The organism is Maribacter sp. UH1, from assembly GCF_056839145.1.
This window is the reverse complement of record NZ_CM166387.1, coordinates 1,608,771-1,623,642: the sequence shown is the minus strand read 5'-3', so window position 1 is coordinate 1,623,642 and position 14,872 is coordinate 1,608,771. Positions and strand designations below refer to the sequence as shown.

16 protein-coding genes are annotated in these 14,872 nt (G+C 34.7%); 9 read left to right on the top strand and 7 right to left on the bottom strand.

Annotated features, from left to right (window positions below):
- The first annotated feature begins 101 nt into the window (after positions 1–101).
- From bioA to UH1x_RS07075, 4 genes are all read left to right on the top strand, one after another.
- Positions 102–1,376 carry an adenosylmethionine--8-amino-7-oxononanoate transaminase gene (gene bioA / locus UH1x_RS07090; protein WP_482625937.1) on the top strand — a complete coding sequence of 425 codons (1,275 nt, stop codon included), beginning with the start codon at positions 102–104 and terminating at the stop codon, positions 1,374–1,376.
- An 8-nt stretch (positions 1,377–1,384) separates the two neighbouring features.
- Complete coding sequence (locus UH1x_RS07085) at positions 1,385–2,578, top strand: beta-ketoacyl synthase N-terminal-like domain-containing protein (protein ID WP_482625936.1); 1,194 nt, start codon at positions 1,385–1,387, stop codon at positions 2,576–2,578.
- Between the two features lie 102 nt (positions 2,579–2,680).
- The gene (bioB, locus tag UH1x_RS07080; RefSeq protein ID WP_482625935.1) at positions 2,681–3,775 is read left to right on the top strand and encodes a biotin synthase BioB; all 1,095 of its coding nucleotides are present in this window, start codon (positions 2,681–2,683) and stop codon (positions 3,773–3,775) included.
- A 77-nt stretch (positions 3,776–3,852) separates the two neighbouring features.
- Positions 3,853–4,713 carry a cupin-like domain-containing protein gene (locus UH1x_RS07075; RefSeq protein WP_482625934.1) on the top strand — a complete coding sequence of 287 codons (861 nt, stop codon included), beginning with the start codon at positions 3,853–3,855 and terminating at the stop codon, positions 4,711–4,713.
- Here UH1x_RS07075 and UH1x_RS07070 read toward each other — a convergent pair.
- The 5 genes from UH1x_RS07070 to UH1x_RS07050 form a co-directional block, all read right to left on the bottom strand.
- Positions 4,710–5,186 (bottom strand): regulatory protein RecX, encoded by a 477-nt coding sequence (locus tag UH1x_RS07070; RefSeq protein WP_036157172.1) that lies wholly within the window; start codon positions 5,184–5,186, stop codon positions 4,710–4,712. The two genes, UH1x_RS07075 and UH1x_RS07070, sit on opposite strands and share 4 nt — an antisense overlap.
- A 34-nt stretch (positions 5,187–5,220) precedes the next feature.
- The gene (locus tag UH1x_RS07065) at positions 5,221–6,021 is read right to left on the bottom strand and encodes a DUF3667 domain-containing protein (protein ID WP_482625933.1); all 801 of its coding nucleotides are present in this window, start codon (positions 6,019–6,021) and stop codon (positions 5,221–5,223) included.
- A 128-nt stretch (positions 6,022–6,149) separates the two neighbouring features.
- Complete coding sequence (locus tag UH1x_RS07060) at positions 6,150–7,337, bottom strand: tRNA modification GTPase (protein WP_482625932.1); 1,188 nt, start codon at positions 7,335–7,337, stop codon at positions 6,150–6,152.
- Positions 7,338–7,426: 89 nt separating this feature from the next.
- On the bottom strand, positions 7,427–8,974 hold the full coding sequence (locus UH1x_RS07055; RefSeq protein ID WP_396633082.1) for an Rne/Rng family ribonuclease: 1,548 nt from the start codon (positions 8,972–8,974) through the stop codon (positions 7,427–7,429).
- Between the two features lie 258 nt (positions 8,975–9,232).
- Positions 9,233–9,523 carry an HU family DNA-binding protein gene (locus tag UH1x_RS07050; RefSeq protein WP_027065813.1) on the bottom strand — a complete coding sequence of 97 codons (291 nt, stop codon included), beginning with the start codon at positions 9,521–9,523 and terminating at the stop codon, positions 9,233–9,235.
- Between the two features lie 127 nt (positions 9,524–9,650).
- Between UH1x_RS07050 and mutY the strand changes: the two genes are divergently transcribed.
- The 5 genes from mutY to UH1x_RS07025 are packed head-to-tail and all read left to right on the top strand — an operon-like array spanning position 9,651 to position 14,055.
- Complete coding sequence (mutY, locus tag UH1x_RS07045) at positions 9,651–10,700, top strand: A/G-specific adenine glycosylase (protein ID WP_482625931.1); 1,050 nt, start codon at positions 9,651–9,653, stop codon at positions 10,698–10,700.
- A 27-nt stretch (positions 10,701–10,727) separates the two neighbouring features.
- Positions 10,728–11,198, top strand: a complete 471-nt coding sequence (locus UH1x_RS07040; RefSeq protein WP_482625930.1) for a single-stranded DNA-binding protein — start codon at positions 10,728–10,730, stop codon at positions 11,196–11,198.
- 21 nt (positions 11,199–11,219) lie between these two features.
- Positions 11,220–12,548, top strand: a complete 1,329-nt coding sequence (locus UH1x_RS07035) for a gliding motility-associated protein GldE (RefSeq protein WP_482625929.1) — start codon at positions 11,220–11,222, stop codon at positions 12,546–12,548.
- Positions 12,538–13,098, top strand: a complete 561-nt coding sequence (gldD, locus tag UH1x_RS07030) for a gliding motility lipoprotein GldD (protein WP_482625928.1) — start codon at positions 12,538–12,540, stop codon at positions 13,096–13,098. The genes UH1x_RS07035 and gldD overlap by 11 nt, the downstream gene beginning before the upstream one ends.
- A 9-nt stretch (positions 13,099–13,107) precedes the next feature.
- Positions 13,108–14,055: a pyridoxal-phosphate dependent enzyme gene (locus UH1x_RS07025; protein WP_482626495.1), complete on the top strand. Its 948-nt coding sequence runs from the start codon at positions 13,108–13,110 to the stop codon at positions 14,053–14,055.
- 10 nt (positions 14,056–14,065) lie between these two features.
- Here UH1x_RS07025 and UH1x_RS07020 read toward each other — a convergent pair whose 3' ends face one another.
- Positions 14,066–14,488 carry a hypothetical protein gene (locus tag UH1x_RS07020; RefSeq protein WP_482625927.1) on the bottom strand — a complete coding sequence of 141 codons (423 nt, stop codon included), beginning with the start codon at positions 14,486–14,488 and terminating at the stop codon, positions 14,066–14,068.
- 1 nt (position 14,489) lies between these two features.
- Complete coding sequence (locus UH1x_RS07015) at positions 14,490–14,864, bottom strand: heavy-metal-associated domain-containing protein (RefSeq protein WP_482625926.1); 375 nt, start codon at positions 14,862–14,864, stop codon at positions 14,490–14,492.
- Between the last annotated feature and the right edge of the window lie 8 nt (positions 14,865–14,872).

Below are 14,872 nucleotides of genomic sequence, written 5' to 3'. Positions count from 1 at the left end.
AAATTTAAAAAGGCATTTTTGTTTCTTTCTAGAGGCATCTATTTATTGCGGTTTATTTCCCGATCTTTGCAAGATAGATAAAATGAAGAATTATAAATTCTATGAAAGTGGAAAATCTATCTAGTCGAGATAAAAAATATTTATGGCATCCATTGACCCAGCATAAGTTGGGTAAACCACAGTTACCAATAACTAGGGCAAAGGGCGCTTTATTGTTTGATGAAGAAGGAAAAGAATATATTGACGGAATTGCATCTTGGTATACCGTAATGTATGGTCATGCAAATGATCATATAATCTCAGCAATGAGCCAGCAAATGCAGAAGTTGGATTTTGTAATGTTCAGTGGTCTTACGCACGAACCGGCAATAGAATTATCAGAAAAATTAATGGCCATTTTGCCGGATAATCAAGCAAAGCTATTCTTCAACGATAATGGTTCTACCGCTATTGAAGCTGCGATAAAAATGTCCCTTCAATATTTTCATAATAATGGGGAGAAAAGAGATACGTTGATTGCTTTTGAAGATGGTTTTCATGGCGATACATTCGGAGCTATGAGTGCATCCGGTCTGTCATCTTACAATGGTCCCTTTGAAGATTTCCTGTTAAAAGTGGTGCGAATACCTGTTCCGCAAGAAGATAATATTGAAGAAGTAAAACGTACGCTTTCTAAAATTTTAAATGAAAATGAATGTGCTGCATTTGTTTTTGAACCTTTAGTACAAGGAGCTGCCGGTATGAAATTTCATTCCGCAGAAGGATTAGACGCTTTAATAAGTCTATGTCAAAAACATGAGGTTTTATGTATTGCCGATGAAATAATGACCGGTTTTGGTAAAACAGGAAAGAATTTTGCATCAGATCATTTATCGAACAAGCCGGATGTTATTTGTTTAAGTAAGGCATTGACAGCAGGTATGTTTCCTTTGAGTATTACAAGTTGTTCACAGAAAATTTATGACCGTTTTCTTAGTGATGATGTGCATAAAGGTTTTTTTCATGCGCATACGTTTAGCGCGCATCCTTTAGGTTGTGCAGCTGCTTTGGCAGGAATTGAACTTTTAAATTCAGTGGAAATTATAAAAAGAAGAACATATATTGAAAATGCGCATAACATATACGCGGACAAAATTCAGAATCATAAAAGAGTAAAAGAGGTTAGGGTAATGGGTGCTATTCTTGCCATAGACCTTGAAATAAAAATGGAACGTTATGGTAGTTTGCGAGACGAATTTTATAATTTCTTTTTGGAAAGAGGGGTGTTGTTAAGACCTTTGGGTAATACTATTTATACATTGCCGCCCTACGTAATTACAGATATACAACTTCAGAAAATTTACGACTCGATCACTGAAGCTTTAGATACATTTTAGATTAGAATTTGAAAGAAAAAATATCCATAACAGCAATAGCTTCAATGTCACCTTTAGGTAGTACGTTAGAAGAAGCTTGGCAATCATATCAGAACGATGATCATTACTTTTCTTTATCAGAAATAAATGGTTCTGAAACTTGGGCGGCACCCTTATCTACATCTGCAAGATTACTAGTAGAAGAACTAAGGGAGTCTGATAGTAAATACAGAAAATTAGATGACAGTGTGTTATTTGCAATGGTGGCTTCAAGAATGGCTGTGAAGCAATCTGGTTGGGAAAATACAGCTGAATTCGGTATTAACATGGGCTCTTCTAGAGGGGCTACAAAGTTGTTTGAAGAATATCATGCTGAATTTTTGGATACCGGTATTTCATCTACATTAAGTTCACCTACTACTACGCTTGGTAATATATCATCATGGGTATCTCATGATTTAGGTGCAACCGGACCAGAAATATCCCATTCCATTACCTGTTCCACAGGCTTACATTCGGTATTGAATGGAGTGGCGTGGCTATCAAGTGGTATGTCAACTAAATTTTTGGTAGGAGCCAGTGAAGCTCCATTGACCAATTTTACTATTGCCCAAATGAAGGCATTAAAGATTTATGCAAAAGCACCTGAGTCGAATACAGATTCAGTAGTTGAGCGTAGCCGAAACTATCCTTGCCATGCATTAAACATGGAAAAACAATATAATACCATGATTTTGGGCGAAGCGGCATCTGTAGCTTGTTTAGAAACTGGTGTGGTAGAAAATGCATTAGCAGTGATTGAAGGCGTAGGTTTTGCTACGGAAATATTAAAACATAATACTTCTATTTCTGCCAATGCCGTTTGCTTTCAAAAATCCATGAAAATGGCTTTGGGTAATATGAATCTTGCTGAGGTAGATGCCATAGTTATGCATGCACCAGGAACCATAAAAGGAGACTCATCAGAATATAATGCCATTAAGGAAGTGTTTGGTGAGCATATGCCTCAATTGACCACTAATAAATGGAAAATAGGTCATACGTTCGCTACATCAGGAATGCTAAATCTAGAATTAGCGATTCTAATGTTGCAGCATAACAAGATGATTTCAGTACCTTTTGTAGCATCGGACTCAAAGAATAGAAATCTTAAAAAAATACTGGTAAATGCTGTAGGTTTTGGTGGAAACGCGGTAAGTATTTTGATAGGTAAAAATGAATAATCAACTTTAGACAACGCGGTAAGTCATTATTTTAAAAACATCCAATTATTTTTTCAATATAAATTCCGTTATTTTTGAACCCTGGTAACAACCTAAGATTATATGAGCGAAGCAAGACATAATTGGTCAAAAGAAGAAATCCTAGAAATATACAACAAGCCTTTAATGGAGCTGCTCTATGAAGCTGCTACCGTACACAGGAAAAATCATGATCCCAATACGGTACAAGTTTCTACATTGCTTTCTATTAAAACAGGCGGTTGTCCAGAAGATTGTGGCTATTGTCCGCAAGCAGCACGTTACCACACGGATATTGAAGGTAACGATCTTATGGCTGTTTCTCAGGTAAAAGCTCAGGCGCTAAGAGCAAAAGCATCTGGTAGTTCTCGTGTATGTATGGGTGCTGCGTGGAGAAACGTAAAAGACGGACCTGAGTTTGATCAAGTATTAGAAATGGTGCGTACCATTAACAAGCTTGATATGGAGGTTTGCTGTACGTTAGGTATGATTACAGAGAATCAGGCAAAACGTTTGGCAGAGGCAGGTTTATACGCTTACAACCACAATTTAGATACTTCAGAAGATTATTATAAAGATGTTATTTCTACACGTGCCTTTGAGGATCGTTTAGATACTATTGAAAATGTTCGTAAAAGTAATGTAACCGTTTGTAGCGGTGGTATTATTGGTATGGGTGAAGCATTGGAAGATAGAGCAGGTATGTTAGTTGCTTTGACATCATTGAATCCTCAACCGGAATCAGTGCCAATTAACGCATTGGTTGCCGTAGAAGGTACACCTATGGAAGATATAGAGCCAGTTTCTATATGGGATATGATCCGTATGGTCGCTACTACAAGAATAGTAATGCCAGAGACGCAGGTACGTTTATCTGCAGGTCGTACGGAAATGAGTAGGGAAGGACAGGCAATGTGTTTCTTTGCCGGTGCCAATTCTATTTTTGCAGGCGATAAATTATTGACCACTCCAAATCCTGATGTAAATGAGGATATGGCGATGTTTAAAATGTTAGGTCTAAATCCGCAAAAGCCATTTACAAAGGTATCACAACCTAAAACTGTAGAAGCAGAAGATTCTCAAATTGAATCTTTAGGTGAAAAACCAAAATGGTCTAGACCCGGTCATTCTATTGAGCGTAATGAAACTGCGAAGCAAAAAGCAAAAATTGTTGAATAATACTACATTATTACATTTTTAAGAAATTATTTTCTTAACGTTAATTACCTTTGTTTTCCCTATAAAACCATGTGTAATTGAAGTTAGCAGATATTCCAAGGGTAAAACATATTACCAAGGAGAACTTTATTAAAGATTACTTTAAACCTCAAAAGCCTGTTGTGTTAGAACAGGCTATTGAAGATTGGCCTGCTTTTAAAAAGTGGAATCTAGATTATATTAAGGAAATAGCTGGTGATATCACGGTGCCTTTATATGATGATAGACCTGTGCAGCATAAAGATGGTTTCAATGAACCGCATGCCAAAATGAAAATGTCGACATATGTGGATTTATTGAAAAAAGAGCCTACCAAGTATAGAATATTTCTTTGGAATATTTTAAAGGAAGTACCAGCACTGCAAAAGGATTATAAGTTTCCTGATTTCGGATTAAGGCTTTTAAAAGGGGTGCCAATGATGTTTTTTGGGGGACGTGACTCCTACACTTTCATGCATTACGATATTGATTTGGCGAATATATTTCATTTTCATTTCGATGGTGAAAAAGAGGTAGTGCTGTTTCCGCAGTCAGAAACGGAAAATCTATATAAGGTACCACATTCGTTAATTACCCATGAGAGTATAGATTTCTCAAATCCGGATTTTGACAAGTGGCCGGCATTAAAAAATTCAAACGGATTTAAAACAACCCTCTCTCATGGAGAAGTTTTATATATGCCAGAAGGTTATTGGCATTATATGAAATACAATACTCCGGGCTTCTCAATGAGTTTGCGTGCATTGGCGCGTAATCCCAAAAACTTAGCGAAAGCATCGTATAATATTCTTATAATGCGTTATTATGATGTGCTTATGCGAAAGCTAAAAGGGCAAGATTGGATAGATTGGAAAAATAAAAAGGCTATTTCTAGAACGAATAATACAATAAAAGCTTAAGGAATCAACTCCCTTAATTTCTCATAAACCAGGTGGCTTTCCCAGCCTCTGTATAATAAATAATCAGCTAGTTTTTTTCTACGCTTTTGAATATTGGTTTCGGTAATTTGCTGCAATCTTTTATGAGCTAAATCATCTAAAGTAGTTAGGTATGCTTCAGGTTCAATTTCTTTTAAGGCAGTAGTAATATTGTATTTAGAAATATTTCTGAATTTCAGTTCTCTGACAATTCTATTTTTCCCCCATTTTTTAATGTTGAATTTTCCTCTGGCAAAACTTTTTGCAAAGCGTTCTTCATTTAAGAATCGGTCTTCAATAAGCTGAGCAATAATGGTATCGACTGCTAATGGGATCATGCCCATGTCTTTTAATTTTGAAACTACTTCTTTATGGCAGCGATCTTGGTAAGCACAGTAGCTTTCTATTTTTTTAGTAGCTTCCTGAACAGTATAGCCTTTAGTTTTTTCGTTCAATGATGATATTTAATAAAATTTAAAATTAAGACGGTCATGCCGCAAAGATATAACCAAAAGCAAAACTGAGTAAAAATATTAAGGCACCAACTGCTATTACTACTCCAACCGTTATTAGTAAAAATAAAATCACCTTTAATATTGATTGACCAATGGTAAGTTTATATAGTCTTCCATAAACATAAGTATAATAAAAAATCAATAGAGGATATATTAAAAGAAACAGGCTAGGATGAACCCAAATAGCTATAAAAAATATTAGAGAGGTAGTTAAAAAACTTAAACCCTGAATGTAACAATTGGCTACAATATGTTCTGCATAATTGTAGGGTTTTCTGTATACTAAAAATGCTATCAATGTGTATATGGGAAGTAAAAGGATTGCCATTATGTTAAAGTACTTAAGCATAAATTTTGAGCTTTCGGTTGATTTGGTCAACTGCTCTGCCTTAAATTCTGGATCTGCAAATGGTCCACCCAGTGTTTCTGCATACCAATTAATTTGTGATTCATTAAAATCGTTCATTACTGATATGTATTCTTTATCAAAAGAATTAAATACAAACAAGTTGATTGCCATACATATAGTTAAGAAAGCAAAAGGGTTCAAGAATTTTTTACGTGTACCGTTATAATATTCTCTAAGAAGTACTCCAGGTCTTAAAATCAAGTATTTAATGGTAACAAAATACTTGTTGTCCCACCCAATATAATTTTGAAAGGCGTCTTCTATAATACGTTTAATAGTTATTCTTTCAGAGACTATTTTAGCACCACATTGGTTACAGTAAAAAGATTGATGAACTAGAGCAGAAGAACAATTTTTGCAAGACATTTACTATGGTTAGTTAGGATTTTTGTGGTTAAAGTACATAAAAACCCAAAACAAAAAAAGCGACTCTGTTTAGAGTCGCTTGGTTTTTTATATTAGTAAAATACAAATCTACTTTAAACTATTACCTCTTATAAAAAGTTATAGCCAAGTACTATAGAAAGCACTTTGTAATCAGACGAAATAGCTGCATAGTTACTAAGTAATGCTCTTCTGGGGTTGTAGTTTAATTTAATGCTAGCATTTTTGCGAGCAAAACCTAGTCCAAAATTAAATGAAGTTCTTGGTTGAACTTCAAAATCACTACTAGATTCGAAATCTATTTTTGAATCTAAAGCTGTATCTATTTGAAATGCTGTATTTATAAATATTCTGGAGTCTGAATTAAGAAAAAAGTAATGCCTAACTCCAATAGATGTTTCAATTGATTTATAGTCTACCGAAACTTTTTGAAACTCTAATTGTTCTTTACCGTCAAAACTTTGATACATAGGTTGAATAAACAAAGACCATTTATTTTTATTAAATGGTAATACAGCTTCTAGTTCGACACCAAACCTTATACTTGAGTTGTTTTCAAGTTCAAAATTAGTACTTGATTGAGGCAACTTAAAATCCATAGAGGCGGAATTTAAACCAGCACGTATGCCTAAATTAAATACGTTTTTATTGTTGTTTTGTGAGGTGGTAGAGTTTACATAGTTAGGATTCTTGCATTGATTGTATAAAGTAAAAAACGAAAGTAATTCAGATTTTCTATAATCAGTAGATTTTACATCGTTAAGAGATAAATTTCCGCATTTTAAGTCATCCCACAATTGTTTTTTATATTCAGTATTCTCTCCAATACGATTGTTTTCAGTGAGGTACTTTTTATAAATTAATTGTGTTGTAGAAGCGTTGTTTAAGTTGTAAAAGAATCTTATTAGATTACTGTCTTCATAATAAAATAAATTTGCATCACCTTCGGCTAGCTGTTCAAGAAATAAGGTTTCTTGGGTGAATTCAGCTTCTTTTATCTTGCTAAACCTTTTAAGAATCGACTTAGACCTATCTATTTTTATGTCTTTTCTTATATACTTTTTTCCGTTTTCAATAGAGAATTCGGCTATGTTGTAGATTCCACCTTCTTGAACTTCAGCATTAGAGTCAATTTTATATTCAAATTTTGTGGGGTTGTTTTTCCAACCATTGTTCTTTATAAGACAATTTATTTTTTTACCAGAATTATCAATAATGTAACCTGGTTCAAATGTAATTTGTGCAAAGGTGTTAAAACTTAAAAAAGTCAGGAGAAATATAGATAGATATTTTTTCATCTTTAATGGAAATGATTAAGATTAGTTGAGATGCTTCTTTCATTTTCGGCAACAAAAAAAGCGACTCCGTAAGGAAATCGCTTTTTTCATTAATATATTGTTTTGCCGTCTTTGTTTTTAAAACGGTATTCTAGATACGTATACGCATCGCGCGGTTGAATTTTAATCCATTTTTTGTACTCTAAGAACCATTTTGTTCTCATTGATGGAAAACCTTTTGTAATATAGGCTGCTATAAAAGGGTGTATATTTAAAGTTATACTGCTATCCTTTTTAGGGCCTTTAAGAAGTTTTTCAAGGTCCGCTGTAATTTTATCTATTAAAACAATAGGTGCTTCCACCTGTTTCCCTGCATTGTTAGGGTCCTCTTCAGTTGTTTTAATATTCATTTCAGGTCGTACCCTTTGTCGGGTAATCTGAATTAAACCAAATTTACTAGGAGGTAGTATTTTATGTTTGGCACGATCATCTTTCATCTCATCTCTAAGATGTTCAAAAAGCCTTTTTCTATGTTGTGGTTTTACCATATCGATAAAATCTACCACTATAATTCCGCCCATATCACGAAGACGTAGTTGTCTTGCAATTTCAGAAGCGGATAAAAGATTTACCTCTAGGGCAGTATCTTCTTGATTTTTAGCTTTGTTTGATCTATTACCACTATTAACGTCTATAACATGAAGTGCTTCAGTATGCTCTATAATTAAATAGGCTCCTTTGCTCATAGCTGCAGTACGGCCAAAAGACGTTTTAATCTGTCTTTCAATACCAAACTTTTCAAAAATAGGTACGTTGGTGTTATAGTGCTTTACGATGCTCTCTTTTTCTGGAGCGATCTCTGCCACATAATCCTTAATTTCATTAAATAAGGTGGTGTCATCCACATGTATTCCTGTAAAACTATCATTGAATACATCTCTTAATATAGAAGATGCTCTATTGAGTTCTACAAATACTTTTGATGGTGTTTGAGCACGATGTAATTTTTTACACATTGCTGTCCATTTGTTCAGCAAGTTTTCTAGATCTTTGTCCAGTTCTGCGACTTTTTGTCCCTCTGCGACTGTTCTAATGATAACACCAAAACCTTTTGGTTTAATGCTTCTAACGAGTCTTTTTAACCTGTCTTTCTCTTCTTTGCTACCTATCTTTTGAGATACGGATACACGATCAGAGAAAGGAACCATTACCAAGTAACGCCCAGCTATTGATAGCTCAGAACTAATTCTTGGTCCTTTAGTAGATATAGGTTCTTTTACAATTTGAACCAATAAAGATTGGTTCGCTTTTATAACATCGGTAATAACACCGTTTTTGTCAATATCGGTCTCGAACGGGAAATTTTCTAAAGTGTAATCCTTTAGTTTTCCTGTGCTCACTTGTTTAATGAACTTAAGCATAGAAGATAACTGCGGGCCAAGGTCATGATAATGCAAGAATGCATCTTTTTCATAACCAACGTTTACAAACGCCGCATTTAGACCGGTAACCGGTTTTCTGATTTTGGCAAGAAATATATCGCCAACAGAAAAGTCGTTACTGTTTTCCTCTTTATGTAGTTCAGTGAGTTTTCCGTCCTTTAGCAAGGCAAAGTCAACAGATTGGGAACTAGATCTTACGATTAATTCTCTATTCACCTGAATATTTTTTTGTCGTTCACCTAAAAAATAGGCAACGAACTGATTAAACAATACCATAGACAAATACAAATGTATCTGCCGAAATCCAAATTTTGGATCTCTATGTCAATGAACGTATTTTAAAAAGAAAAAGTAGTTATAAAACTACTTTTTCTTGTGTCGGTTAGCTCTTCTACGCTTCTTGCGCTTGTGTGTAGCTACCTTATGTCTCTTTCTTTTTTTACCGCTTGGCATAAAGTTCTTTTTTTAAGTTAATTATTTTACGTGTACGTTGCTCTTAACTCCTTCTACAAAAACCTTGGCAGGTTTAAATGCTGGAATGTTGTGAGCGGGTATTTTAATAGTTGTGTTTTTGGAAATATTTCTACCGGTTTTTTCGGCTCTAGTTTTAATGATAAAACTACCAAAACCTCTTAGGTAAACATTATCACCACTTTCTAATGATGTTTTTACCTCTTCCATAAAAGATTCAACAGTTGCCTGTACATCTCCTTTTTCAATTCCCAGCTTATCTGAGATCTTCGATACAATTTCCGCTTTCGTCATCTTTCAATATTAGATTTTCTGTATGTTTTTTCGGGTTGCAAATATATAAATTAAATTCAATCTTTCTTTCTAATGGGTTAATTTTAAGTGTATAAACTGCTACTTTTATAACTTAGTATCAAAGAGCATGTCATTTTCGGGTAAAATTTTAGATTGGTATCATCAAAATAAGCGCAGTTTACCATGGCGCGAGACCTCTGATCCATACAAAATATGGCTATCGGAAATTATATTGCAACAAACACGTGTGGCTCAGGGAACCCCATATTACTTGAGTTTTGTAGCAAATTTCCCAACGGTTAACGATCTTGCGAGTGCTAAAGAAGAGCAGGTATTAAAACTTTGGCAAGGGCTTGGCTATTATTCAAGAGCTAGAAATCTTCATGCCGCTTCAAAAATGGTCGTTAAGGAGTATGAAGGTAAGTTTCCTGATAACTATAAGAAACTTTTAACACTAAAAGGGGTGGGTGACTACACTGCTAGTGCTATTTCGTCTATATGTTTTAATGAACCACAGGCAGTAGTTGATGGAAATGTATATAGAGTGCTCGCTAGATATTACGGTATAGATACACCTATTAATAGTACTAATGGTGTCAAATATTTTAAAAGCTTGGCCCAAAAAGTAATGGATCCTGCTAATATTCGAGATTATAATCAAGGTATTATGGAGTTTGGGGCAATACAATGCTCGCCTAAAAAACCTTTATGTTTACTTTGTCCTTTAAATGATAGTTGTGTTGCCTTAGAAAAAGGCTTGGTAGATGCTCTGCCGGTCAAGTTAAAAAAGACAAAAGTGCGAAATAGGTACTTTAATTATCTTATACCTATATATAAGGATGCGGATGGGAATAAATTTACAAGTCTAAATCAAAGAACGGGCAAAGGCATTTGGCAAAACTTATGGCAGTTTTCTTTGTTGGAATCAAAAGAGGTATTAGAAATAGAGGATATTACTATAAGGTATAAAGAAGTGCTAAATGATATAGATGCTAATGAAGTTATAGGTTTCAATGAGAATGCTGTAGTACATAAATTATCACATCAACATTTACATACAAAGTTTTGGTTGGTTTATACGAATGACAATTTCAATGACATGATTCCGGTTGAAAAAATAACCGATTTTCCGGTACCGGTTTTAATAGCAGATTTTATCAAAGCATTTAAATTTTAGTACTTTTGAATTTTATATCTTTAAGTTATGAGCGGTACATTGAATAAGGTAATGTTGATTGGGCATTTAGGTGATGAAGTTAAAATGCATTATTTTGAAGGAGGCGGTAGTATTGGTAGGTTTCCAATCGCTACTAATGAGACATATACCAATAAATCTACTGGTGAACGTGTTACAAATACAGATTGGCACAATGTGGTGGTTAGAAATAAAGCTGCTGAAATTTGTGAAAAATATTTAAGTAAAGGCGATAAGGTTTATGTAGAGGGCAGATTGAAAAATCGTCAATGGCAAGGTGAGGATGGTAATACCAGATATTCAACTGAGGTACATGTGCAAGAATTTACTTTTTTGACTACCAAGAAAGAAGGTATGCAGAATAATGGTGGTTCAGCTCCTGCTGCTCAGAAACCGGCAAGTACTGAAACTAAAGCACCGTCTAAAGCTGCTGCTCCTGCACCCGCAAGTCCAGAAGAGGATGATGATTTACCGTTCTAAATATAATTTAAATAGTAACTATTGGACCCAGACCCCTTACCGTTATTAATGACAACATTAGTTGTAAACGGTGTTTTTGCAATGAATATAGTTGTACTATGTGTACTGCTTATTTGCTCTGCACTTATTTCTGGTGCTGAAGTAGCCATGTTCGGCTTATCTACGACCGAAATAAAAGAACTACAAGATGAAAAATCTGCTAAGAGTTCCATTTTAATAAAACTTCTTGAACGACCTAAAAAACTACTGGCAACCATATTAATAGCAAACAATGCTATTAATATTGGAGTAGTATTGCTGTTTAGCATTATAGGGGATACCCTTTTTGAAAATGTCAACCAGGTATTATTTGGTATAGTATCCGTACGTTTTTTATTAGAAGTTGTGGTTGCTACTTTTCTAATTTTAATGTTCGGTGAAATATTACCCAAGGTTTATGCCAATAGAAATAGAATGAGCTTTGCGCATTTTATGGCATACCCATTGAGAGTGTTAGATTTTATTTTTGCTCCATTGAGTTTGCCCATGCGATCAGGCACTCTGTTTTTGTATAATAAGCTTGGTAAGCAGAAATCTAGTTTAAGTGTGGATCAATTGTCTCAGGCATTGGACCTGACGTCTCAAGGCGATACTACTAAGGAGGAGAAAAAGATTTTAGAGGGTATTGTAACCTTTGGTAATACGGATACCAAACAGGTAATGAGACCTCGTATAGATATTTTTGCGCTTAATGAACAGATGAAATTTCCTGAAGTGCTTGGGGAAATCAAAAAACATGGGTATTCAAGAATTCCGGTTTTTGGTGAGAATATAGATACCGTAAAAGGAGTTCTGTATGTGAAGGATTTATTGCCATATTTAGACCGAAAGACCTTTAATTGGATGACCTTGATAAGAGAGCCTTATTTCGTTCCTGAAAATAAAAAACTAGATGATTTATTAGGTGAATTTCAAGAGAAGAAAAACCACCTGGCTATAGTTGTAGATGAATATGGTGGTACTTCTGGATTGGTATCTTTAGAAGATATTATTGAAGAAATTGTTGGGGATATTAGTGATGAATTTGATGATGAAGATTTAATATTTTCTAAGCTGGATGATTTTAATTATGTCTTTGAAGGTAAAACACCTCTAAAAGATTTTTATAGAGTTATTAAGTTGGAGGATAGTGATTTTTTTGAGGAAAATAAAGGAGAATCTGAAACCCTGGCAGGCTTTGTTTTGGAAAAAGCAGGTAGTTTTCCAAGACGTGGAGAAAAAATAATGTTCGAGTCCTATACCTTTGTGGTTGAAGCGATGGACAAAAAAAGATTGAAACAAATAAAAGTTACCTTACCACATGAAGAGTAAGTCATTCGTTACGTTTTTAGTAGTATTTCTTTTGATGGCCAGCTGTAAAGATGAGCAAGTACTACCCAAACCAAAAGCTAAAATGCGATTAGAGTATCCGCAGGGAAAATTAGCGGATTTAGAAACAGAAAACTTTAGTTTTAAATACAATCAACTGGCAAATGCAGAGCCAAATGGAGATCAAGCCTATACTATATCTTATCCAGAGATGAAAGGTGCTATTTTTTTAAGCTATAAAAAGATTAATGGTAATTTGTCTCAGTTGATCAATGATTCTAAAAGACTTAGTTACGAGCATGCGGCAAAGGCGGATAACATTGTAGAACAACCGTATGTAAATCCAGATGAGAGAATTTATGGCGCTTTATTTGAGGTGCAAGGAAACGCAGCATCTCAATCGCAATTTTTTGTGACCGATAGTACAGAGCATTTTCTAACAGGTTCCGTTTATTTTTATACGAAACCTAATTATGACTCTATTTTACCTGCAGCATCATATCTTCAGAATGATATAAGAGGAATTATTGAAACCTTAAGGTGGAAAAAATAAATACGCATGATGACAAAGCAAGACCTTCTAGATTGTCACGAACGAATAACTCCATTTGTTCATAATACGTCAGTTCTAACGTCAAGATTAATTGACAAGGAAGTCAATGCAAAGGTATTCTTCAAATGCGAGAATTTTCAAAGAGCAGGAGCCTATAAAATGCGAGGGGCTACCAATGCAATCCTGCAATTATCCGATGAACAAAAGAAAAGTGGCGTGGTAACACATTCGTCAGGTAATTTTGCACAAGCTTTATCGCTTGCGGCTCAAAGTGTTGGTGTAACTGCTCATATTGTAATGCCAAATACAGCTCCAGAAGTAAAAAAAGTTGGGGTCAGAGAGTATCTGGGTAAAATTTATGAGTGTGAACCAACGGTAGAAGCAAGGCAATCGTTAGCGGATGAAATAGGACGGAAAACAGGGGCGACTTTTATTCATCCTTCAAATGATAATGATGTTATTTTAGGTCAGGGTACGGCAGCATTGGAATTATTGGAAAAGCAACCAGATTTAGATTTTATATTTTGCCCAGTAGGTGGTGGTGGTCTTATTGCCGGTTCTGCTTTGGCGGCTAAATATTTTGGTGATGATTGTAAAGTTTATGGTTCCGAGCCTTTTGAGGCAGATGATGCTTATCGTTCTTTGCAAAGTGGTAAAATAGAAAGTAATGATACTACGAATACCATTGCAGACGGATTAAAAACCATGTTGGGCGATAAGAATTTCCCTATTATAAAAGAGCTGGTTAGTGGTATTATTAGAATTACCGAAGATGAGATAGTAACTGCTATGAAATTGGTTTGGGAACGTATGAAAATTATTATAGAACCCTCTAGTGCTGTAACTGTGGCTGCAGTTTTGAAACAATCAAAAGAACAGCCAGAAGTTTTTCAGAATAAAAAAATAGGAATTATTATTTCAGGGGGTAATGTAGATCTTTCTAAATTGCCCTTTTAGTAAAAGTTTGTTATTGCTTGGCAAGAATCTCTTCAGCACGTTCAATACTAGAATTGATGTTCTCTTTTACTTGTTGTACTTTCTCTTCTTCTTCATTTAGCCATGCTTTCTTTTCATCAGAAAGTTCTTTACCGTTCATGATTTCATCAGCGTCAAAACGGTCTCCAAAACCTTGCATCCAATCCATCATAGATTTATTTGCTTCTTGAAGATCTTTCATTGCCTTTGCTTCAACTGATTCGGCTCCAAGAGAGTCGGCCATTGGTTTTAATTGCCCTACTAATTTCCCTAATGTTCCCATTTTTGGCATTACTTCATCATGAATGCTCATGACATGCTCCATTTTGGAAGGCTCTTCTGCTTTTTTAGTTTCCTTGCATGCAACAAAAGTTAAGAATGTTGCTATAGTAAGTGTGTAAAGTATATTTTTCATCTTAATTATTTTGTTGAGGAGTAACAGCAGTAATAGTTTTATTGGATGTAATGGTATAAACGTAATCTTTTACTTTTGTGTTGGTAATTATTCTCTTTACCTCTTCCATAGTAATAATGTTAGGGTCAAAAGTTATGAGTCCGCTTTTATCTTTAAAACTGATATCAGAAGAAACAACACCCTCACTCTCCATTAAATTAGAAGAAATTTTATCAGCGCACCCCTGTTGGCACGCCATACCTTCAATACCTATTAAGATTGTCTTGCTGTCACTGTTTATAACTTCAGTAGGTAAAGTATCATCTTCTTGCGCTAATGTAGCCTGTGATGTCAACGTAAATAGGGTGACGAAAAGAATTAATATTTTAAACCTCATAATTGTAG